Source organism: Streptococcus sp. Marseille-Q8145 (genome assembly GCF_965112035.1).
Genome location: NZ_CBCOPQ010000004.1, coordinates 230,570 through 253,811 on the forward strand (window position 1 = coordinate 230,570; position 23,242 = coordinate 253,811).

The following is a 23,242-nucleotide window of genomic DNA, read 5'->3' on the forward strand; positions in this document are numbered from 1 at the left end:
TACCGAAAAATATTCGACTTTTCAATCCCGGTAAGCCCTTACTTGAGAAAAATGCTATAATAGGATAAAGATTTAGAAAAGGACTTTGGTTTATGAAAAGGTACTTGTCAGGGATTTTTATTCTTTTTTTGAGTTTATTTTTTGCTGGGACGGTGTCAGCTTTAGACTATCAAATCCAGTCTTATAATGGAGATTTGGAGATCCACGCCGATAATACAGCTACCTATACAGAAGAGGTGACTTATCATTTTGATGATGATTACAATGGCCAGATGGTCTCCTTAGGGTCGGCAGGAAAGATGCCAGAAGGCTTTGCTATTAATTCAGATCCAAAAGTTTCCGTGAAAACCAACGGAGTCGTAAAGTATGACTTTGAGCCACGAGTCACGGATTTGGGAGATGGTTACGAAGTCAAGATTTACAATGCAGGTAAAGAAGGTGATACGGTCAAAGTAACAGTCACATGGAACCTGACCAATCTTCTGTTTCTCCATAAAGATATTGCAGAGCTCAAATGGACGCCGATCAGTGATTGGGAAGAGGAACTGCAAAATGTGACGATTAAGGTTTGGGGCCTGGGAACCTGGACCTTAACGGACATGTATGTTCATACAGGTTATTTTGGCCAATCGGCCACTATAGATAGGGAACGTGGTGATTATCGGATTCAGCTATCTCATTTGCCTAGCAGGAAGAAGGTCGAACTGCATGGATATTGGCATCGCCAGGCCCTGCATCAGGCAGCAGAGGATCCAAAAGCAACCAACTATCTACAGACTTTTCAAGCAGTTGAGAAAGAGATTGTAGCCAAGAGCCAGTTTTATCATCGCTTGGGGGAAGTTTATCTGCCTCTTATCTGCCTGTTTTTGCTGATCCTTTCGGGAATACTTTATCTGATTTTTCGGATTAAGATTCGCCCTAGCCAAGCTTTTCCTAGAGACGCTCGCCTCTATGAAGCTCCGCAAGATCTGGCCCCTCTTGTTGTAGCGGCCAATATCTTTGCTGTGGATATGAGAGAAGTCGATCCGACCAGTGGCGGACGAGCCCATTTAAAATTTGAAAATCTAGTGCAGGCAACCTTGCTGGATTTGATGGATCGAGGCTACATAGAGCTTTTAGGAACTGCAGACAAGCCAATCTTGAAACCAACTTCTAAAAAAGGTTTGTCAGAGTTTGAAGGTCAATTCTTACAGATGGCATTTGGTGACCATAAACAAGCGGCTGTAGTAGACTTGTTTGAATCTTATCAGATTTCAGAAGACCTTTATAAAAATAAAAAATCAACAGATGAAGCACGAATTCGCCAAATTGGAAATCGGATCAAAAATCGCTTTTCAACTAATTTAAACATCTTGTCTGAACAAGTGCTAAGGGAGACTCAGGAGCTGAACTTGCTGGATCACTACCGTCCTTTAAAGCGAGGCGAAAAGTTTCTGTTTTGGTTGGCCTTAATCGCTAGTGTGCTTGCTTTTGTCTTGTCTCTCTTGACATTTTTTGTCTATTTGATCAAGCTAGACGGTTTTATTTGGTCCTATCTTCCACTTGCAGCTGTTGCTTCGGTGTTGACGGTTCTGCTGGGCAGAGCCTTGCAGTTATATCAGCGGGATGGTGTCTTGAGCGATGAGGGAGCCCATGATTTCTATCTCTGGAATAGCTTTGCGAATATGCTACGCTACATCGCTCGCCTATACGATACCGAGGTGGAGGGCATTGTCCTGTGGAACCGGCTTTTGGTCTATGCTACCCTATTTGGCTATGCAGATCGTGTTAGTCGGGTCATGAAGCTGCGTCAGATTTCCTTGGAAAACGCGTCTATGAATACTTATCTACAATACAATCTTCATCCTATTTTCTACGCAAGTTCCCATAGTTTGTCAAATTATGGACACATTGCCTCGACGGCCAGTCATTTTTCTGTTTCATCGGGAGGCGGAGCAGGAGGTGGCTTCTCTGGTGGCGGTGGAGGCGGCGGGGGCGGAGCCTTTTGATAAAAAGCTTGCCAAAGCCCTTAAGAAAGCTTTTCCTCTCCTCCAATATGTGGTATAATAAATGTTAAAGTTGTTTTAGGAGTTATCTATGTTTATTATTGAAATTTTAAAGTCCATTATTTATGGAATTGTTGAAGGAATTACAGAGTGGCTACCCATTTCGAGTACCGGCCACTTGATTCTGATTCAAGATTTTATCAAGTATAAAAATGAAAATCCAGCCTTCATGGAAATGTTCAATGTAGTCATTCAGCTGGGAGCAATCTTGGCGGTTGTGGTGATTTATTTTGATAAGCTCAACCCTTTTAAACCAGGGAAAACAGCTCGTCAAATTCAGCTGACATGGCAGCTCTGGGCCAAGGTAGTCGTTGCTGCTTTGCCAGCCGCAATCATCGGCCTTTTCCTAGACGATTGGTTTGAAGCCCATTTTTATAATCTGGTATCCGTTGCGATCATGCTGATTATCTACGGGGTTGCCTTTATCTATCTGGAAAAACGAGAGCAGGTGGAACCGACTGTTACAGAATTGAGCAGACTTCCTTATCAAACCGCTCTTTATATTGGTCTTTTCCAAGTCTTGTCCCTCTTTCCGGGAACCAGCCGTTCAGGTGCGACCATTGTCGGTGGTCTCTTGAATGGTGTCAGCCGACCAGTTGTGACAGAGTTTACTTTCTATTTGGGTATCCCAATCATGTTTGGTGCAAGTGGGCTGAAAATCCTGAAATTTATTATCAAGGGTAATTCTTTAGGTTTCGATCAATTATTCCTTTTATTGGTAGCGATGGGAGTGGCTTTCGGAGTCAGTCTTTATGTGATTCGCTTCCTGACAGACTATGTCAAGAATCATGACTTTACAATCTTTGGTAAATATCGGATCGGACTCGGAGTTTTGCTGTTGGTTTACGGTCTGATCAAGGTCATTATTGGTTAATCAAGGCTTGGGAAATTTTCCCAGCCTTTTCTTATTTGACCAGTTATTTTTTTGAAATAAGTTTAGAATTTTAGTATAATAGAAAGACTATGAAAGTATGAGGTTGATGAGATGGAAGTGAAACAGATTAATGATTCGACGATTAAAATCACCATCCAGTTGGAAGATTTGGAAGAACACGGAATGGAAATTGCAGATTTCCTAGTTCCCCAAGAAAAAACAGAAGAGTTTTTCTATACTATTTTGGATGAGTTGGAAATGCCGGACAGCTTTTTAGACAGTGGCATGCTCAGTTTTCGAGTGACGCCTAAGCCAGACAAGCTGGATGTCTTTGTGACGAGATCCAAGATTGATAAGAATTTGAATTTTGAAGACTTGGGTAATCTACCAGATATGGATGAACTTAGCCAAATGTCTCCAGATGAGTTTTTAAAGACTTTGGAAAAAAATATCTTTGAAAAGAGTAAGGATGATCTCGAGGCGGTTAAATCTTTAGAGGCAGCAGAGGCTGATCAGGAGGATTCTGCAGATTCTTCAGAGGAGAAGGACGAAGAGAACCTAGACCGTTATGTCTACTATATTTTGTCATTTACTGATTTGCAGAGTGCGGTTTCTTTCGCCAAAACGGTTGACTACCCAATAGACCTATCAGAACTTTATAAATATGACTCTGCCTACTACCTGACTATTTTGGTAGATTTGGAAGAGCAACCTGCTCTTTATCCAGCTTGGTTACTGGCTAAAATGCGTGAATTTGCTGAGGATACAGATATTACACGTTCTGTCCTACAAGAACACGGGCGTCTGCTTTTGGTGACAGAAGCCATCCAACAGTTGCAGAAAGTTGAATGCGTATGATTTCTTTTCCATTGAAGTTCATTTTGGTGCTGCTAGCGACATTTTTTGTCGGAGTTTTGCTGACTCCCCTCGTTCGGCTCTTGGCTTTTAAAATGGATGCCGTCGACTATCCTAATGCTCGACGAATCAATAAGAAGCCCATGCCGAGTGCAGGCGGTCTGGCAGTTGTGACGGCTTTTACCTTGGCAACTTTGGTCTTCATGCCGCAGATTGTTGGCGTCACTTTTTTTGAACAGACTTATTTTGACTATATTTGGCCGGTTGTGTTGGGGGGCTTGATTGTTGCCCTGACGGGGCTTATCGACGATATTAAAGAATTAAGTCCTCTGATGAAGTTAGGGGGGATTGTGCTAGCTGCCTGTCTGATTTGGTGGCTGACGGATTTCCGCTTGGATGACTTTAAGATTCCGTTTGGTGGTCCCCATCTTTTTTTCCCACCTTGGCTATCTTTTATTTTGACCATTCTCTGGATTGTCTCTATTACCAATGCGGTTAATCTCATGGATGGTTTAGACGGCCTTGTTAGCGGGGTCTCCATTATTTCCTTGCTAACCATGGGGATTGTTTCCTACTTTTTCTTGCCGGGCCATAATTTATTCCTGACTTTGACAATCCTGGTCTTAGTAGCCTCTATTGCTGGCTTCTTTCCTTACAATTATCATCCAGCCATTATATATGGAGGGGATACGGGGGCTCTTTTCATCGGTTTTATGATTTCGGTCCTGTCTCTACAAGGCTTGAAAAATGCGACGGCGGTAGCGATTGTCACGCCTATGATTATCTTGGGTGTACCGATTACCGATACTTTTTTAGCAATCGTTCGTCGGACTTTGTCTGGTCAGAAATTTTACCAGCCTGACCGTCACCACCTTCATCATAGGCTCTTGTCCTTGGGGCTGACACATCGGGGAACAGTTCTGGTTATCTATGGGATTTCGATGATTTTCTCAATGATTTCCCTCTTGTTAAATGTATCGACCCGCATCGGTGGACTCCTCCTCGTAATTGGACTTCTGCTAGGTGTCGAACTCTTGGTAGAACTAATAGGGGTTCTGGGGCCGCAGAGGACGCCTCTGCTCAATATTCTGCGCTTTATCGGAAACTCTTCTTATCGAGAAGAAGTTCGAGAGAAAAGATACCAAAAGAAACATAAACAAGAATAGTTCTAAACAAAATAAAAGCCTTTTGGGCTTTTTTTTGGTATACTAAAGTATGTAAATCAGCTAAGCAAAGAAAGGAAAAAGAAATGTCTGTCTTAGAAATCAAAGATCTTCATGTTGAAATTGAAGGGAAAAAAATTCTCAAAGGGGTAAATCTTACTCTGAAAACGGGAGAAGTTGCAGCCATCATGGGTCCAAATGGAACAGGGAAATCTACCTTGTCTGCAGCCATTATGGGCAATCCTAACTACGAAGTGACTCAAGGAGAGGTGCTTTTTGATGGGGTTAATATCTTGGAGCTAGAAGTGGATGAACGGGCTCGCATGGGACTCTTCCTTGCAATGCAGTATCCTAGTGAAATTCCTGGTATTACCAATGCAGAGTTTCTCCGTGCGGCCATGAATGCTGGCAAGGAAGACGATGAAAAAATCTCTGTCCGCGACTTCATTACTAAACTAGATGAAAAGATGGAATTGCTCAACATGAAGGAAGAAATGGCTGAGCGCTACCTCAATGAAGGCTTCTCAGGTGGTGAGAAAAAACGTAATGAAATCTTGCAGTTGCTTATGTTAGAGCCAACTTTTGCGCTTTTGGATGAGATTGACTCAGGTCTGGATATCGACGCTCTCAAGGTCGTGTCTAAAGGGGTCAATGCTATGCGTGGAGAGGGATTTGGTGCTATGATCATCACCCACTACCAACGCCTGCTCAACTATATCACTCCAGACGTTGTTCATGTCATGATGGAGGGGAAAGTTGTTCTTTCTGGCGGTCCAGAATTGGCAGTTCGCTTGGAAAAAGAAGGCTATGCCAAATTGGCTGAAGAGTTGGGCTTCAACTATACTGAAGAAGTCTAGTCAAACATTCTTTTGACTTTGATAAAAGATAGGAGAATGACATGACAAAAGAATTGATTCAAGAATTTTCACAAGTTCACGCAGAACCAGCATGGTTGGCTGATCTTCGTCAGCAGGCCTTTGACAAGATTGATCAACTGGACTTGCCAGTTATTGAGCGGGTCAAATTTCACCGCTGGAATCTGGGAGACGGACGAATTTCTGATAGCGAGCCTTTGACCAATGTGCCAGATTTCACGGCTCTTGGAGACAATCTCAAGTTCATCCAAATGGGAACCCAAACTGTCCTTGAGCAATTGCCAGCTGGCTTAGCAGAGCAAGGTGTGATCTTCACTGATTTCCACTCTGCTTTGGAAGAAATTCCAGAGTTGGTAGAGAAGCATTTCATGTCCGCAGTCAAGTATGACGAGGACAAATTGGCAGCTTACCACACTGCCTATTTCAACAGCGGTGCCGTTCTTTATGTGCCGGATAATGTTGAGATTGACCAGCCGATTGAAGGGATTTTTTATCAGGACAGCGAAAGCGATGTTCCTTTTAACAAGCATATTTTGATTATCGCGGGCAAGCATTCCAAGGTTAACTACTTGGAACGTTTGGAAACTTACGGTGAAGGAGCTGTTCCAGCAACTGCCAATATCACCGTTGAAGTCATTGCCCAGGCTGGAGCTCAGATTAAGTTTTCAGCTATTGACCGCTTGGGCGAAAATGTAACGGCTTATATCAGCCGTCGCGGTAAGCTGGACAACGATGCCATGATTGACTGGGCCATCGGCGTTATGAACGAAGGCAATGTCGTAGCTGACTTTGACAGCGACCTCTATGGTAAGGGAAGCCATGCGGATATGAAAGTGGTGGCTCTCTCTAGCGGCAAGCAGGTTCAAGGGATTGACACCCGCGTAACTAACTATGGCTGCAACTCTATCGGAAATATCCTGCAGCACGGGGTTATCCTAGAAAAAGGAACCTTGACTTTCAATGGTATCGGCCATATTATCAAGGGTGCTAAGGGTGCAGACGCCCAGCAGGAAAGCCGGGTTCTCATGCTGTCTGACCAAGCACGCTCAGATGCTAACCCAATCCTCTTGATAGATGAGAACGATGTAACGGCTGGTCACGCGGCTTCTATCGGTCAGGTGGATCCAGAAGATATGTATTACCTCATGAGTCGGGGTCTTGATAAGGCGACAGCCGAGCGCTTAGTCGTGCGCGGCTTCTTAGGTTCAGTGATTGTGGAAATCCCTGTTAAAGAAGTTCGTGATGAAATGATTGAAAATATCGATATTATTCTCGCAAAAAGATAAAAAGCTGGGCCTTGTCCCGTATAAGTAGATAGGAGTCTTCATGTCTGGATTTAATGCAGAAGCAATCAAGAAAGATTTTCCCATTTTGGACCAAATTGTCAATGATGAGCCTTTGGTTTATTTGGACAATGCGGCGACAACCCAGAAACCCAAGCAGGTGCTAGCGGCTATCGAAAACTACTATCTTAGAGACAATGCCAATGTCCACCGCGGTGTGCATACGCTAGCCGAGCGAGCGACAGCAGCCTATGAAGCAGCCAGAGAAAGAGTTCGTGCTTTTATCAATGCAGCTTCTAGCAGAGAAGTCCTCTTTACGCGAGGAACCACGACGAGTCTCAATTGGGTGGCTCAGTTTGCGGCTGAAAGGCTGCAGCCTGGTGATGAAGTGATGATCTCTATCATGGAGCACCATTCCAATGTCATTCCTTGGCAGGAAGTTTGTAGGAAGACCGGAGCAAAGTTAGTCTATGCCTATCTCAAAGATGGTGCTCTGGATATGGAGGATTTCCGTGCCAAGCTCAATGATCAGACCAAGTTTGTCTCTCTGGCTCATGCTTCTAATGTCCTCGGTATTATCAATCCCATCAAGGAAATTGCCCAGTTGGTTCATCAGCAAGGAGCGCTTTTGGTGGTGGACGGGGCTCAATCCATTCCGCACATGAAGATTGATGTGCAGGACTTGGATGTGGACTTCTTCGCCTTTTCGGGACATAAGATGGCAGGCCCAACTGGCATCGGGGTTCTCTATGGCAAGGAAGAATTGCTAGAGCAGATGTCGCCAGTTGAGTTCGGCGGCGAAATGATTGATTTTGTCTATGAACAGGAAGCAACTTGGAAGGAATTGCCTTGGAAGTTTGAGGCTGGAACGCCAAATATGGCAGGAGCAATCGGTCTTGCTGCGGCCATTGATTATTTGGAAGACTTGGGCATGGATGCCATTTCCCAGCATGAGCAGGACCTGATTGCCTACGTATTTCCTAAGCTGCAGGCAGTGGAAGGTTTGACCATTTATGGCTCTCAAGATTTGGCCCAGCGCTCAGGCGTGATTGCCTTTAATCTGGATGGTCTCCATCCGCATGATGTCGCGACGGCTCTAGACTATGAGGGAGTAGCTGTTCGGGCGGGTCACCATTGTGCTCAGCCTTTGCTCACCTACCTGCAGGTACCAGCGACTGTGCGGGCTAGCTTTTACATCTACAATACCTATGCGGATTGCGACAAGCTGGTAGATGCTTTAGAAAAGACAAAGGAGTTTTTCAATGGCACTTTCTAAGTTAGACAGTCTTTACAAGGCGGTTGTGACCGACCACTCGGCTCACCCCCATCATCATGGGAAACTGGAGAATGTAGAGCAAGTAGTCCTCAATAACCCAACCTGTGGCGATGTTATCAGCCTGTCTGTGAAGTTTAATGCTGAAAACCAGATTGAGGATATTGCCTTTGTGAATTCCGGCTGTACCATTTCAACGGCTTCGGCCAGCATGATGACGGATGCGGTTCTGGGCAAGACAAAAGAGCAGGTCTTGGAATTAGCAGAAGTCTTCTCACAGATGGTTCAGGGCCAGGAAGACAGTCGCCAGAAAGAATTGGGAGATGGAGCCTTTTTAGCTGGCGTTGCCAAATTCCCGCAGCGGATTAAGTGTGCGACCTTGGGTTGGAATGCCCTCAAGCGAGCAATTGAAGAAGATAAAAAGTAAGAATGTGAAAGGAAATTATGTCAGAAGAAAGAGTAGAACCAAAACCGATTGATCTCGGTGAGTACAAGTTTGGTTTCCATGACGATGTTGAACCTGTTCTCTCGACAGGGAAAGGGCTGAATGAAGCGGTCATTCGTGAGCTTTCTGCAGCCAAGGGTGAACCAGAGTGGATGTTGGATTTCCGCCTTAAGTCCTACGAGGTTTTCAAAAAGATGCCGATGCAGACTTGGGGGCCAGATTTGTCAGAAATTAATTTTGATGACTTGATTTATTACCAAAAGGCCTCTGATAAGCCTGCTAGAAGCTGGGATGAAGTGCCTGAGAAGATCAAGGAAACCTTTGAGCGGATTGGGATCCCAGAAGCAGAGCGAGCTTACCTTGCTGGTGCAGCTGCCCAGTATGAGTCCGAAGTGGTCTACCACAATATGAAGGAAGAGTTCCAAAAGCTAGGAATCGTCTTTACAGATACTGACTCAGCTCTTAAGGAATACCCAGAGCTTTTCAAACAGTATTTTGCTAAGTTGGTTCCGCCGACAGACAACAAGTTGGCTGCCCTCAACTCTGCCGTCTGGTCTGGTGGTACCTTTATCTATGTGCCAAAAGGTGTCAAGGTAGACATCCCGCTTCAAACCTACTTCCGTATCAACAATGAAAATTCCGGTCAGTTTGAGCGGACCTTGATTATCGTTGATGAGGGAGCAAGTGTTCACTACGTAGAAGGATGTACAGCGCCTACTTATTCAAGCAACAGCTTACATGCGGCTATTGTCGAAATCTTTGCCCTTGACGGTGCCTATATGCGCTATACGACGATTCAAAACTGGTCAGATAATGTCTACAACCTTGTAACCAAACGAGCGCGTGCTATGAAAGATGCGACAGTTGAGTGGATCGATGGAAACTTGGGTGCCAAAACAACCATGAAGTACCCATCTGTTTACCTTGATGGAGAAGGAGCGCGTGGTACCATGCTTTCTATTGCCTTTGCCAATGCTGGACAACACCAGGATACAGGGGCTAAGATGATTCACAATGCGCCACATACCAGCTCGTCCATCGTGTCTAAATCCATCGCTAAAGGTGGAGGAAAAGTTGACTACCGTGGCCAAGTGACCTTTGCTCGCAATTCTAAGAAATCTGTCAGCCATATCGAGTGTGATACTATTATCATGGATGACTTGTCTGCTTCAGATACTATTCCATTTAATGAAATTCACAACTCGCAAGTGGCTTTGGAACATGAAGCTAAGGTTTCTAAGATTTCAGAGGAGCAGCTCTACTACCTCATGAGCCGTGGCCTATCGGAATCCGAAGCAACAGAAATGATTGTCATGGGCTTTGTTGAGCCATTTACCAAAGAACTACCTATGGAATATGCTGTTGAGCTCAACCGTCTCATCAGCTATGAAATGGAAGGGTCTGTTGGATAAAAAGAGGCGTTGGCCTCTTTTTAATTGCGAATAAATCTTTACTTAAGCAAGGTGTTTAAAAAATTCAGAGGACCTGTTAAACAGTAGTGGATACTCGATGCGAGTTAACCCTCAAAGAATTTTTTGGATTATATTAAACGTTTACGACTATACAAATAACCGCGAATCAATTGATTCGCGGTATTTCTTTTATAACTTCTCATTGACAAAGCGGATAAAATCATTCCACCAGACTTTGAAAATGATAGCTTTTTCAACTTTTTTTTCTGTAACCATAGAAATAGAAGTTTTCTTATTTTCGATGTAGCCCTGGCCGATTGGCTCAGAATCTGTATAAGTGAGAGTGCCCACTACACTACCTTTTTTCAAGGGTGCCTGCAGCTCCTGTGGACTTGGAGTAAAGGTGACTTTATGTTCAGCCTGATTGGCTATCCGTTCTAGGATTACCAAGTCCTCACTAGCAACTGCAGCGACCTGATCCTCTTGGCTGTCTCTAATAGCTACTTGTGAATTATTATATCGTTCGCCTTTTTTGACCAAGACCGTCGGAGAAAAATTTTGCGTAACGTATGTCATTAGGCTAGATGTAACGCCAAAACGGGTATTAGGGTCGTTATCTTCCTGCGCGACTCCTAAAACGACTGTGATCAATCGCATCCCTTTTTCACTTGTTACACCGACAAATGAAACACCATTCTGCTCGGACCCACCTGTCTTCAAGCCCTTCACTCCTGTCCGAAAACTAGGAGAGCCTTCCAACATTAAGTTGGGATTTTCTAGTTGGATTCCTGCAAAATTCACATGAGATTTGGAAGTGATACCAAGGACCTCTGGATAGTCATCGATTAGATGTGAGGCAATCACAGCTATATCATAAGCACTGAACTTATTGACAGTCTCTTGTTTTTTCTTGCTTTTAGAATTCTCTGCGGTCTCTTCTTCAGCACTGCTAGTTTCTAGCGAACCATCTAATAAACGAATATCCGTACCAGTAGCATTTACAATGGTTGCATCAGAAATATTCCATTCTTTGAGTTTGGCTTTCATCATCTTGACAAAATTTTCCTCACTTCCACCAACTTTTTCTGCCAGAGCGATGGTGGCGCTGTTGGCGCTGGCCAAAAGAGAAGCATTCAGCAAGTCCTTTACCTTGTAGCGTCGTGCTTCCAGAGGCAGGTTCGCGATAGAGGGGTTTACTGTCAGCTGGTAAGCATAATCAGAAATATCAACCTCAGTTTCTAGGCTCAGTTTGCCATCAGCAATAGCTTCGTAAACCAGATAAGCAGTCAAAATGTTAGTAATAGCACCGACTTCTAGTGGGCTTGTAGCCTCCTTTTCATAGAGGATTTTTCCTGAATTTGCATCGACAGCAATGGCGCTTTTAGCAGCAATTTCATAGTCATCTGCCAGAACAGGCTTGGCAATCAGACCAAAGAATAGCAGTAGGAATACAAAAAGTTTTTTCATTTCTCTCCCCTAGATTAGTAATAAATCTATTGTAACATAAAAAAGCCGATATTTTTGATAATCCTATTCAAGAATCCTTGTAAAATATTGAACAAATTTTATTTATAAGATTTTCTGCATGTTTATGAAAATATATGAAAATGCATATAAATTTTCCTATACTTTGTTTCAATAAAAATAAGAAAAATGCATAGAATTTTAAAATTTTCTTAAATAAGACTTGTATTTGTCTAGAAATGATGTATAATAATACATAATCTAAAGAAGGAGATTTGCTCATGAAAAAATCTAAATGGTTGGCTATTACTGGTTTGGTTGCAGCATCAGCGCTGTTCTTAGCTGCTTGTGGCAAGTCAAGCACCAGCTCGGCAAAGACATATTCTTATGTCTATAATACAGATCCAGATACATTGGATTATGTAAACTCCAATCGTTCCTCCACTTCTGACGTTATTGCCAATTTGGTCGACGGTCTTTTAGAAAATGATCAATATGGGAATCTTGTTCCTTCATTGGCTGAAGACTGGACTGTGTCCAAAGACGGCCTAACTTATACTTATAAGTTGCGTAAGGACGCTAAATGGTACACAGCAGAAGGTGAAGAGTATGCTGCTGTCAAGGCACAAGACTTTGTAACAGGGCTTAAGCACGCTGCAGATGAAAAATCAGAAGCATTACCAATCGTGCAAAACTCTATCAAGGGATTAGATGCTTATATCAAAGGAGAAAGCAATGATTTCTCTACTGTAGGTGTTAAGGCGATCGACGATTATACAGTTCAATACACTCTGAATCAGCCAGAAAGCTACTGGAATTCTAAGACAACCATGGGCATTCTCTTCCCGATTAACGAAGAATTTCTGAAGAAAGAAGGCAAAGACTTTGGTACCGTGAAACCTTCCGGTATCCTCTACAATGGTCCATATGTATTAAAGTCATTTACTTCTAAGTCTGTTATCGAATATTCTAAAAACCAAAACTATTGGGACAAGGACAATGTGAAGATTGAAGATGTCAAGTTGACTTACTACGATGGTTCTGACCAGGAGTCATTGATCCGTAACTTTACTGATGGTGCTTACACACAAGCTCGTCTCTATCCGACTAGCTCAAACTACGCATCAGTAGAAAAGAAATACAAAGACAACATCATCTTTACTCCACAAAATTCAACTAGCTATTTCTATGCCTTTAACTTGAATCGTCAGGCTTATAGCCACACTTCTAAGACAGATGCCCAAAAAGCTGCCAGCAAAGAAGCAATTCAAAATAAGGACTTCCGCCAAGCAATTAACTTCGCTTTTGACCGTAAATCCTTTGGTGCCCAGATGAATGGTAATGAAGGAGCAACGAAAATTATCAGAAGCTTGCTTGTCCCTCCTAGTTTTGTACAAGTAGATGGCAAGGACTTCTCAGATGTCGTTGAATCACAGTTGGCTTCTTATGGGGATGAATGGCAAGGTGTCAAATTAGCTGATGCCCAAGATAGCATTTACAACCCAGAAAAGGCCAAGGCAGAATTTGCTAAAGCCAAAGAAGCTTTGCAAGCCCAGGGAGTTGAATTCCCAATTCATCTAGATGTACCAGTTGACCAAACTGATAAAATCATGGTGCAGCGGACCAATTCCTTCAAACAATCTGTTGAGGCAGCTCTAGGCCAAGAAAACGTTGTGATTGACGTACATCAAATGTCATCAGACGATTTTGATAACTCTACTTACTTCGCAGAAACAGCTGCCCAAAAGGACTATGACCTCAACATGTCTGGTTGGTCAGCAGACTACCAAGATCCAGTGACTTATCTGAATATCTTTAACCCAGAGACAGGGGATATCTTGGACAATATTGGTCTGACAAAAGGCCAAAACCAAGACCTTGCTTCCAAGGTTGGTTTAACGGACTACAAAGCGCTTTTGGATCAGGCAGATGCAGAAAAGCAAGATACCAATGCTCGCTATACGAAATATGCAGCAGCGCAGGCTTGGTTAACAGATAGTTCTATTGTGATCCCATCTATTTCTGCAGGTGCTTCACCAATGGTTCAAAAGGTCGTACCATTTACCAAAGCCTACTCTTATGTAGGTATCAAGGGTGATGTCTATGTATTTAAGGGAATGGAGCTTCAAGATAAGGTTCTGACAGTAGCTGATTATCAAAAAGCTTTGAAAAAATGGGAAAAAGAAAAAGAAGAATCAACTAAAAAAGCTCAAGAAGAGTTAGCAAGTCACGTTAAGTAAAAGAAAAGGAGAGTGGGACAGAAATCGGTAATTGGTTAGAATTCGATTTCGTCGTCCCACCTCCGCACAGTTGAGTAGGGCTGTAAAAGCTGATGAAATCAGCGTAGTAGAGCCCACTCAACCACTGCGCCTTGCTCGACAATCCAAAGACAATTGAGAGGCTAGGACTTTTGTCCCACTCTCTTTTAAAGTAGAAAATCCTATATTTCGTTTCTCTTTCTGAACTGTTGGATTTCTCCTCAACTAGAATAAGAAAAGGTCCGATTTGTTTCGGACCTTTCATTGTTTATTTTGGTGCGATGACTTCCAAGCCACCCATGTAAGGACGTAGGACTTCAGGAATGGTTACAGAGCCATCTTCGTTTTGGTAATTTTCTAAGATAGCAGCCACTGTGCGTCCGACAGCCAGACCAGATCCATTGAGAGTGTGGAGGAGTTTGACCTTGCCATCTGCTTCGTCACGGTAGCGGATTTGTGCCCGACGAGCTTGGAAATCTTCTGTGTTAGAGCAGCTAGAAATTTCACGGTAGGTATTTTGCGCTGGAATCCAGACTTCCAAGTCGTAGGTTTTAGCAGCTGAGAAGCCCATGTCGCCAGTAGAAAGAGCAACGACACGGTAAGGCAGATTGAGCTTTTGCAGGATGTTTTCTGCATTGGCAGTCATCTTTTCCAGCTCTTCATAAGATTCTTCTGGCTTGGCAAATTTCACCATTTCAACCTTGTGGAATTGGTGCAGGCGGATCAGACCGCGCGTGTCACGACCAGCAGAACCAGCTTCAGAGCGGAAAGATGGGCTCATAGCTGTGAAGTAGATTGGCAATTCCTTGCCATCTAGAATTTCGTCTCGATAGTAGTTGGTCAGCGGAACTTCAGCAGTCGGAATCAGAACGAAGTTAGTATCGCTTAGCTCAAAGGTATCTTCTTTGAACTTAGGATATTGGCCAGTACCAAACATAGAGTCATGGTTGACCATATAGGGAGTGATGACTTCCGTATAGCCTTCTTTGCCATGCTCGTCTAGCATAAAGTTGTAGATAGCACGCTCTAGTCTAGCGCCCAAGCCCTTGTAGAAGAGGAAGCGGGCCCCAGTAACTTTTGCGCCACGTTCCCAGTCCAGAATGTCCAAGTCTTCGCCTAAATCCCAGTGAGCCTTAGCTTCAAAGTCAAATTGGCGAGGTGTACCCCAACGGCGGACTTCTACATTGTCATCCTCGTCTGCTCCGACTGGCACGCTATCGTGCGGAATGTTTGGTAGGGTTGTAGTGAACTCGGTTAACTTAGCATCCAAGTCAGCTAAAGTAGCATCTAAGTCCTTGATTTCAGCAGATAGTTTTTGCATGGCTGCAATCTTGTCATCTGCATTTTCTTTGTTGCGTTTGGCTTGGGCAATCTCTGCAGAAACGGTGTTGCGTTCGGCTTTGAGATTTTCTACTTTTACCAACAAATCACGTCTTTGCTCATCAATTTCCTTCATTTGATTGAGCACATCAGCTGCTACACCACGGGTAGCTAATTTCTCTGCGACAGCATCAAAGTCTGTCCGAATACGTTTTAAATCTAACATAAAACCTCCAAAAAATAAAAGCACACCGAGGAGACTGTTGGAGCGGCTAGGCCGCGGTTCCATCCAACTTCACAGGTGTGCACTTGATTATGTATGTAGTTGTATTGCAACGGTAGAATTTCACACTAGGCTCCTATCTGCTCGCAGCACCCGCAGACTTTCTGAAAGAAGCGATAGTCTTACTTATCCGTTTCCTAGATTATACAGGATTTTCTATTTTTTTGCAAATAGATTTTTAAAGAATTGGCCAATTGTTTGAATCAAAGTAGGCAATTTGACGACTTTCTCATTCCCGATATGTTGCCGTGCAATTTTGAGAATCTTTCCAGTGTCCTTGGAGGCAAAGAGAAACTTGCCCTTGTCTGTAAACACTTCAAAATGGCGGCTGACATTTTTCCCAGAGACATTGGCACCGATCTGCTGGATGCTAGACCAAGGTAGCTGTATATAGTCTTCTACATTAGCATCAGCGTAGAATTCCAGTGCAACATCACCAACTAAAAACTTCCCAACCTTGCCACCTAAACCCAGATAGGAAACCCCTGTCGTTTGAAATTCAATCGATTTATTTTGCGATTGCGCCATAGAACATCTCCCTTTTAAATACTATAGCTATTATACCATAATAAAAAGAAGGCCGAAACCTTCTTTTTAATTACATCAAACCAATAAGGCGGGCAACGATACCAACAACGAAAAGTCCGATGATGATTGTGATTGGAGAAACTTTCTTCTTAAGCAACCACATGCAGAGGAAGGTAAGGAGAAGTCCCATCAAACCTGGAATCAAAGAGTTAATTTGTCCTTGAAGGGTATTTGCTTTTTCAGGAGTCAAGCTCAATCCGCCTGCAACATCACCCAAGATTTTTTGAAGTTGCTCGCCAGTTACAGCACCTTTAGGGAAGTTGATGTAAGCTCCCTCAGAGAGTTTTGTAGATGGCAATTGAAGCGCAAAGCTAACGTTTACCCAGCGTGCTACCAAAACAGCCAAGATAAACATACCGAGGATTGAAGCACCTTTAGTGATGTCTTGGAGGATACCACCAGACATGTCTTTTGTGATTTCAGAACCAGCCTTGTAACCCAATTCTTGAGTGTACCACAAGAAGGCCATACGGATTGCGTTCCAAAGAACGAAGAAGAGGAGTGGGCCGATGATATTTCCTGACAGAGCAAGAGATGCACCGAGTGCTCCAAGGATCGGACGAACTGTGAACCAGAAGACTGGGTCACCGATACCAGCCAAAGGTCCCATCATACCGATTTTAACCCCTTGGATAGCTGCATCGTCAATTTCTGCACCGTTTGCTTTTTCTTCTTCAAGGGCGAGTGTTACACCGATGATTGGAGCAGCAACGTATGGGTGAGTATTGAAGAATTCCAAGTGACGCTCAAGAGCAGCAGCTTGATCTTCTTTTTTAGTGTAAAGTTTCTTGAGAGCTGGAATTAAAGAATAAGCCCAACCCAAGTTTTGCATACGTTCATAGTTCCAAGAACCTTGCAAGAAAGTAGAACGCCACCAAACTTTTTGACGGTCTGATTTAGATAATTGAATTTTTTCAGTCATGATATAGCAGCTCCTTTCTTAGTAGTCTTCTAGGATATCGCCGATTGGGTCGTTAGATGTAGCAGAACCGCCACCACTGTTTCCGCCTTTCTTAGAAAGGTTGAGGTAGATAAGGGCGATTGCTACACCGATAGCACCGAGGGCAATCAAAGTCAATTGGCTAACAGCAGCAAGAGCAAAACCGATAGCAAAGAATGGCCATACTTCGCGAGTTGCCATCATGTTGATAACCATAGCGTAACCAACGGCAACAACCATTCCCCCGCCGACAGCCATACCGCCTGCCAACCAATCAGGCATCATAGCAAGCAATTTTTGCACTGCTTCTGCAGGGATAGCAAGAAGAAGGGCTGCAGGGATAGCGATACGAAGTCCTTGGAGAAGGAGAGCTACAAAGTGCGCACGTTCAACGCTAGCAAAGTCGCCTTTTTTAGCAGCAGAGTCTGCAGCGTGAACCAAGGCAACAGAGATAGTACGCACAATCATAGTAAGGAAGAGACCAGCTACGGCAAGAGGAATCGCGATTGTAGTTGCAACTGTGATACCTTTGTCAGTGAAATCTCCACCTTGAACCATGATGATGGCAGCGGCAACTGAAGCCAAGGCAGCGTCAGGAGCAACGGCAGCACCGATGTTAGCCCAACCAAGAGCGATCATTTGAAGAGATCCGCCAAGGATAACACCAGCAGTTAAGTTACCAGTTACAAGACCGATCAAGGTACAAGCAACCAGCGGTTGGTGGAATTGGAATTGGTCCAAGATACCTTCTAGACCAGCTAAGAAGGCAACAAAGACTACTAAAACCATAGAAATAATAGACATGTTTTAAATCCTTTCATAATAATATGAGAGCGAAACGTTTCAGATTATTGAACGTTGGCTTTGTTAATTAAGTCAAACAAATCTTTCTTAGAGTCATTTGGTACTTTACGTACGTCGAATTCAACTCCGAGATCACGCAATTTTTCGTAAGTTGCCACGTCGTCCTTGTCCATTGATAGAACGTTGTTGACCATTGTCTTACCAGTTGAGTGAGCCATTGAGCCGACGTTGAGAGTCTTGATTGGCACACCGCCTTCGATAGCGCGTAGGGCATCTTGCGGAGTTTCAAATAAGATAAGAGCGTGCGTATTACCAAAGCGTGGATCTTTTGAAACAGCAATCAGTTTATCAATTGGAACAACGTTTGCTTTAACATTACCAGGTGCAGCTTGTTTGATGAGTTCTTTACGAAGTTCATCCTTAGCTACTGAGTCAGAAGCAACGATGATACGGTCTGCTTTTGAATCTGGAGTCCAAGCTGTTGCAACTTGTCCATGCAACAAACGAGTATCGATACGAGCAAGGTTGATTTTGAGCTTGCCGTCTCCGATAACGGTTCCTTCTGGGATAGCTGATTGAGCAACTGGTGCAGCAGCAGGAGCAGCGCTTTCTAGGACTGGATTCAGCTCTTCAGGCAGAGCTTTGACGCCTTCCTTAGCTTCCTTGATGATATTTGCAACGACAGCATCTACGCTAGCGTTTGCATCCATCATGCGTTCTGTGTAGGCTTGAATTAGCATAGGCAGGTTCAAACCTGTAATAATCGCGAACTTGCGGTCTGGATTTTCACCCATGACACGGCTAGCTTGGTTAAATGGTGACCCACTCCAAAGGTCAGCCAAGACCAATACCTCATCGTTCGCATCAAACGAAGCCACAGCGTCATTGAATTTTGCATACAGATCATCAGGACCTTCGTTTGGCATGAAAGTTACAACTTGAACTTTTTCTTGCTCACCAAAAATCATAGAACCTGACTGATGAATGCCGGCAGCAAATTCACCGTGGCTGGCAATAATGATTCCAATACTCATTATTGTTTTTCCTCCTTATAAAATGTTTGACTTAAGTTTAAGAAAACTTTAAGGCTAACTATTATTATAAAACGTTTTCATGAAAAATGCAAGTACCTGAATCGAAGCGGCAATCATTTTCAAATTCCATTTCTAGTGAAAAACGCTGTTATATCAGCATTTTTTGATCTTTTCTTCTCACTAAATAATTAGATGAAGATTAGATTATCAATGTAACTAGGTTAATATATGAAAGTTGTTGAAAATTTCTATGAAAATGCTTATCTACTAGATTGATAGAAAGCAAATTTATATAGGAAGAATTTATAGCTGAATCTCAAGAAGTATTTTACAAATCATCTATTTTCTGCTATAATCTTTTCTAGAAAGAATTCTCATTGTCTACTTTTTAGCGAGTCTGGGTTGGTGGGAGCCGGATAGGGAAGCAGTGCAGATGGCGCTTTCGATAAACATTTTTAAACGTAATGAAGTAATAAATTAGGGTGGAACCGCGTCTTGACGCCCCTAGGTCGCATAGCCTAGGACTGTCGGATGTGGTTCTTTTGCGTACTGAACCTATTGTTCGAAAGAAAGGAGATTCGTGGAGAACTTTTATCTTGTAAAAGACGAGAACCAATTCGCAGCTTTTCAAGATTTCGTCGCAAAGAATTCCGCAAAGTTGCAGGATTATCTAACATTTTTAAAAGACGAGTTTGCGGTTTATGACTTGCCGCAAGCCATCATTTGGTCCGATTTTGATTCTGCTACGCAGATCATTCGGGAAATTCCTGTACCAGCCTATACAAATGATAGGCGGATGGTTATGACTCCCGAATTGACGGTTTGGAAAGATTTGTATCTCCTTCAGTTGGAGAATTACGAGACCTCTCACCAAACTCAAGCAATAGCAAACCACTATCAGTCTTTGTCTGAAAATTCTCTCTTGCAGATTGTGGGCCATGAGTTAGCTCATTGGTCGGAGCATTTTTTAGATGACTTTGATGGATACGGTGCCTATATCTGGTTTGAAGAAGGGATGGTTGAGTATATTAGCCGCAAGTATTTCTTTACAGATGAGGAATTTCGAGTGGAAAAAGCTTGTAATCAGTCTCTTGTTGAGCTCTTTCAGAAAAAGCACGGTTGGCACTCATTGAATGATTTCGGTACTTCGACTTATCAAGGGAATTATGCTAGTATTTTTTACGAATACTGGCGCAGTTTTTTGACAGTTGACAAGCTAGTAGAAAATCTAGGCAGCGTGCAAGCGGTCTTTGATTCTTATCATCGGTGGGCAAACACAGATAAAACACTTCCCTTGTTGGATTGGTTCATAGAACAGAAAATAATAGACAAAGAGATATAAACAAACAAAAGGAGTAACAAATGTCTAAAAAATTGACTTTTCAGGAAATTATCTTGACTTTACAGCAATTCTGGAATGACCAGGGCTGTATGCTCATGCAGGCTTATGATAATGAGAAGGGGGCGGGAACGATGAGTCCCTATACCTTCCTGCGGGCTATTGGGCCAGAGCCATGGAATGCGGCTTATGTAGAGCCGTCTCGCCGGCCAGCAGATGGACGCTATGGAGAAAATCCGAACCGTCTTTACCAGCACCATCAATTTCAAGTGGTTATGAAACCTTCTCCAAGCAATATCCAAGAACTTTACTTGCAGTCTTTGGAGCTTTTGGGGATTAATCCGCTGGAGCACGACATTCGCTTTGTTGAGGATAACTGGGAAAATCCGTCAACTGGCTCAGCTGGTCTGGGCTGGGAAGTCTGGCTGGATGGTATGGAAATCACTCAGTTCACTTACTTCCAGCAGGTCGGAGGTCTGCCAACTCAGCCAGTGACCGCTGAGGTGACTTATGGTCTGGAGCGTCTGGCTTCTTATATCCAAGAAGTGGACTCAGTCTACGACATTGAGTGGGCTGATGGCGTTAAGTACGGTGAAATTTTCACTCATCCTGAGTACGAGCATTCCAAGTACAGCTTTGAGGTCAGCGACCAAGACTTGCTCCTGGGGAATTTTGAGAAGTTTGAAGCGGAAGCCAAGCGCTGTCTGGACGAGCATCTGGTGCACCCGGCCTATGACTATGTTCTCAAATGCTCGCATACCTTTAACCTCTTGGATGCGCGTGGAGCCGTATCTGTGACAGAGCGGGCTGGCTATATCGCCCGTATTCGTAATCTAGCTCGTGTTGTCGCTAAGACCTTTGTGGCTGAGCGCAAGCGTCTGGGCTATCCACTTTTGGATGCAGAGACTCGCGAGAAACTCTTGGCAGAGGAGGGAGAATAATCATGGTAAAAAATTTATTAGTCGAGTTAGGTTTGGAGGAAATGCCAGCCTATGTCGTAACTCCGAGCATGAAGCAGCTGCGCGACAAGATGGGAGCCTTCCTGACAGACCATCGTCTGACCTTTGAGAAAATTGAAATGTTCTCAACGCCTCGCCGTCTGGCGGTGCGCGTGATTGGCTTGGCAGACAAGCAGTCTGATTTGACCGAAGATTTCAAAGGCCCTTCTAAGAAAATTGCTCTGGATGCAGATGGCAACTTTACCAAGGCTGCAGAAGGCTTTGTCCGTGGCAAGGGCTTGACGGTTGAGGACATTACTTTCCGTGAAATCAAAGGGGAAGAATATGTCTATGTGACCAAGGAAGAAATCGGTCGCCCTGTAGAGGAAATCATCCCAGCAGTGACGGAAGTTCTGCAAGCTTTGACCTTCCCTGTCAGCATGCACTGGGCCAACAACACCTTTGAATACATCCGCCCGGTCCACACCTTGACTGTGCTCTTAGATGAGCAGGCCTTTGATTTGGATTTCTTGGACATCAAGAGCGGCCGTACTAGCCGTGGCCATCGCTTCTTGGGTCAAGAAACGGAGATTTCTTCAGCAAATTCCTATGAATATGACTTGCGGGCTCAGTTTGTCATTACCAATCCTCTTGAACGAGAAAAGATGATTATCGAGCAGATTCGGGCGTTAGAGCAGGAGCACGGGGTTTCTATTGAGATTGACGAAGACTTGCTTAATGAAGTCTTGAATCTGGTAGAATATCCAACTGCTTTCCTAGGTAATTTTGATGCTAAATACTTAGAGGTGCCAGAGGAAGTTTTGGTAACTTCTATGAAAGAGCACCAGCGTTACTTTGTTGTGCGCGATAGTGAAGGCAAGCTTTTGCCACACTTTATCTCTGTCCGCAACGGAAATGCAGAGCATCTGGAAAATGTTATCAAGGGGAATGAGAAAGTCTTGGTGGCTCGTCTGGAAGATGGGGAATTCTTCTGGCGGGAAGACCAAAAACTAGCTATTGCCGACTTGGTTGAAAAGCTGAGCAATGTGACCTTCCACGAAAAGATTGGCTCTCTGGCAGAGCACATGGAGCGGACTGGCAAGATTGCTGCTCTCTTAGCGCAAGAAGCAGGATTGGATGCTGATGAGACAGCTGACTTGGCTCGTGCAGCGGCTATTTATAAGTTTGACCTGCTGACCGGCATGGTTGGGGAATTTGATGAGCTGCAAGGTATCATGGGTGAGAAGTATGCTCTTCTGGCTGGTGAGAATGCTGCAGTGGCAGCTGCCATTCGGGAGCACTATATGCCAACTTCAGCCGATGGCGAATTGCCTGACACCAAGGTCGGAGCCGTCTTGGCTCTGGCTGATAAGCTGGATACCATTCTGTCCTTCTTCTCTGTTGGACTGATTCCGAGCGGATCTAATGACCCTTATGCGCTGCGCCGTGCGACTCAGGGTGTTGTGCGTATCTTGGATAAGTTTGGCTGGAACATTGATTTGGCTCAGTTGGTTAGCCGACTTTACGAACTGAAATTTGATAGCCTAAGTTATGAAAATCAAGAGGCAGTGCTAGACTTCTTCCGTGCCCGCGTTGAGAAAATGATGGACCGCAGCATTCCGAAAGACATCGTGACGGCTGTTCTTCAAAGCACTCACTTTGTCGTACGCGATTTAGTAGAAACTGCTGCGCTTTTAGCAGAAAAAGCTCAGGAAGACAACTTCAAGTCAGCAGTAGAAAGCCTGTCTCGAGTCTTCAATCTAGCTGAGAAAGCCCAAGGGCAGACAGCTGTCAATCCAGCCCTCTTTGAAAATCAAGAGGAAAAAGACTTGGCTGCGGCCATTGAAAAAGTGGAGCTGACGGCAGACTTAGCTGCTAATCTGGATCAACTTTTTGCCCTCAGTCCAGCTATTGCCGCTTTCTTTGACCATACCATGGTCATGGCAGAAGATGAGGCTGTGCGTAACAATCGCCTAGCTCTCCTAGCTTCTTTGACAGCCAAGGCGGGACAAATGGCTCAGTTTAATCAGATTAATACCAAATAAAAGG

General features: G+C 43.9%; 19 protein-coding genes. 13 read left to right on the forward strand and 6 right to left on the reverse strand.

What is annotated here, in order from left to right; translation table 11 throughout:
• Positions 1–92 precede the first annotated feature (92 nt).
• The 9 genes from ACWPVL_RS09480 (at position 93) to sufB (ending at position 10,225) form a co-directional block, all read left to right on the forward strand.
• The gene (locus ACWPVL_RS09480; protein WP_454388505.1) at positions 93–1,988 is read left to right on the forward strand and encodes a DUF2207 family protein; all 1,896 of its coding nucleotides are present in this window, start codon (positions 93–95) and stop codon (positions 1,986–1,988) included.
• 88 nt (positions 1,989–2,076) lie between these two features.
• Positions 2,077–2,919: an undecaprenyl-diphosphate phosphatase gene (locus ACWPVL_RS09485; RefSeq protein ID WP_125378906.1), complete on the forward strand. Its 843-nt coding sequence runs from the start codon at positions 2,077–2,079 to the stop codon at positions 2,917–2,919.
• 111 nt (positions 2,920–3,030) lie between these two features.
• A complete protein-coding gene (gene mecA / locus ACWPVL_RS09490; protein WP_454388507.1) occupies positions 3,031–3,777 on the forward strand; it encodes an adaptor protein MecA in 747 nt (248 codons plus the stop codon).
• Positions 3,768–4,940: a glycosyltransferase family 4 protein gene (locus ACWPVL_RS09495; RefSeq protein ID WP_454388509.1), complete on the forward strand. Its 1,173-nt coding sequence runs from the start codon at positions 3,768–3,770 to the stop codon at positions 4,938–4,940. The genes mecA and ACWPVL_RS09495 overlap by 10 nt, the downstream gene beginning before the upstream one ends.
• An 83-nt stretch (positions 4,941–5,023) precedes the next feature.
• Complete coding sequence (sufC, locus tag ACWPVL_RS09500) at positions 5,024–5,794, forward strand: Fe-S cluster assembly ATPase SufC (RefSeq protein WP_005591767.1); 771 nt, start codon at positions 5,024–5,026, stop codon at positions 5,792–5,794.
• 41 nt (positions 5,795–5,835) lie between these two features.
• Entirely contained in the window at positions 5,836–7,098 is a 1,263-nt protein-coding gene (gene sufD / locus ACWPVL_RS09505; protein ID WP_454388512.1) for a Fe-S cluster assembly protein SufD, read from the forward strand.
• 40 nt (positions 7,099–7,138) lie between these two features.
• A complete protein-coding gene (locus tag ACWPVL_RS09510) occupies positions 7,139–8,371 on the forward strand; it encodes a cysteine desulfurase (protein WP_454388514.1) in 1,233 nt (410 codons plus the stop codon).
• Positions 8,358–8,795, forward strand: a complete 438-nt coding sequence (gene sufU / locus ACWPVL_RS09515) for a Fe-S cluster assembly sulfur transfer protein SufU (RefSeq protein ID WP_454388516.1) — start codon at positions 8,358–8,360, stop codon at positions 8,793–8,795. The genes ACWPVL_RS09510 and sufU overlap by 14 nt, the downstream gene beginning before the upstream one ends.
• Before the next feature lie 17 nt (positions 8,796–8,812).
• Positions 8,813–10,225: a Fe-S cluster assembly protein SufB gene (sufB, locus tag ACWPVL_RS09520; protein WP_125383452.1), complete on the forward strand. Its 1,413-nt coding sequence runs from the start codon at positions 8,813–8,815 to the stop codon at positions 10,223–10,225.
• Positions 10,226–10,414: 189 nt separating this feature from the next.
• Here the strand turns inward: sufB and pbp3 are convergent, their stop codons facing one another.
• Positions 10,415–11,692 (reverse strand): D-alanyl-D-alanine carboxypeptidase PBP3, encoded by a 1,278-nt coding sequence (pbp3, locus tag ACWPVL_RS09525; protein WP_454388518.1) that lies wholly within the window; start codon positions 11,690–11,692, stop codon positions 10,415–10,417.
• A 278-nt stretch (positions 11,693–11,970) separates the two neighbouring features.
• Here pbp3 and ACWPVL_RS09530 point away from each other — a divergent pair, with 278 nt between their 5' ends.
• Positions 11,971–13,929, forward strand: a complete 1,959-nt coding sequence (locus tag ACWPVL_RS09530; RefSeq protein WP_454388520.1) for a peptide ABC transporter substrate-binding protein — start codon at positions 11,971–11,973, stop codon at positions 13,927–13,929.
• Positions 13,930–14,215: 286 nt separating this feature from the next.
• Here the strand turns inward: ACWPVL_RS09530 and serS are convergent, their stop codons facing one another.
• From serS to ACWPVL_RS09555, 5 genes are all read right to left on the reverse strand, one after another.
• Entirely contained in the window at positions 14,216–15,493 is a 1,278-nt protein-coding gene (gene serS / locus ACWPVL_RS09535; protein ID WP_314042481.1) for a serine--tRNA ligase, read from the reverse strand.
• Positions 15,494–15,706: 213 nt separating this feature from the next.
• Positions 15,707–16,078, reverse strand: a complete 372-nt coding sequence (locus ACWPVL_RS09540; protein ID WP_005591777.1) for a DUF956 family protein — start codon at positions 16,076–16,078, stop codon at positions 15,707–15,709.
• A gap of 70 nt (positions 16,079–16,148) precedes the next feature.
• Positions 16,149–17,060: a PTS system mannose/fructose/sorbose family transporter subunit IID gene (locus ACWPVL_RS09545; protein ID WP_045500727.1), complete on the reverse strand. Its 912-nt coding sequence runs from the start codon at positions 17,058–17,060 to the stop codon at positions 16,149–16,151.
• A gap of 18 nt (positions 17,061–17,078) precedes the next feature.
• Positions 17,079–17,882, reverse strand: coding sequence for a PTS mannose/fructose/sorbose transporter subunit IIC (locus ACWPVL_RS09550; protein WP_454388523.1), 804 nt, complete (start codon positions 17,880–17,882; stop codon positions 17,079–17,081).
• A gap of 44 nt (positions 17,883–17,926) precedes the next feature.
• Positions 17,927–18,916 carry a PTS sugar transporter subunit IIB gene (locus ACWPVL_RS09555; protein WP_062006203.1) on the reverse strand — a complete coding sequence of 330 codons (990 nt, stop codon included), beginning with the start codon at positions 18,914–18,916 and terminating at the stop codon, positions 17,927–17,929.
• A gap of 580 nt (positions 18,917–19,496) precedes the next feature.
• Between ACWPVL_RS09555 and ACWPVL_RS09560 the strand changes: the two genes are divergently transcribed.
• Genes ACWPVL_RS09560 through glyS form a run of 3 tightly spaced genes read left to right on the forward strand, consistent with a single transcriptional unit; the run spans position 19,497 to position 23,238 of the window.
• On the forward strand, positions 19,497–20,258 hold the full coding sequence (locus tag ACWPVL_RS09560; RefSeq protein WP_314042486.1) for an elongation factor Tu: 762 nt from the start codon (positions 19,497–19,499) through the stop codon (positions 20,256–20,258).
• A 20-nt stretch (positions 20,259–20,278) separates the two neighbouring features.
• Positions 20,279–21,196, forward strand: coding sequence for a glycine--tRNA ligase subunit alpha (gene glyQ / locus ACWPVL_RS09565; RefSeq protein WP_002893545.1), 918 nt, complete (start codon positions 20,279–20,281; stop codon positions 21,194–21,196).
• A 2-nt stretch (positions 21,197–21,198) separates the two neighbouring features.
• A complete protein-coding gene (gene glyS, locus ACWPVL_RS09570) occupies positions 21,199–23,238 on the forward strand; it encodes a glycine--tRNA ligase subunit beta (protein ID WP_454388526.1) in 2,040 nt (679 codons plus the stop codon).
• The last annotated feature ends 4 nt before the right edge of the window (positions 23,239–23,242 follow it).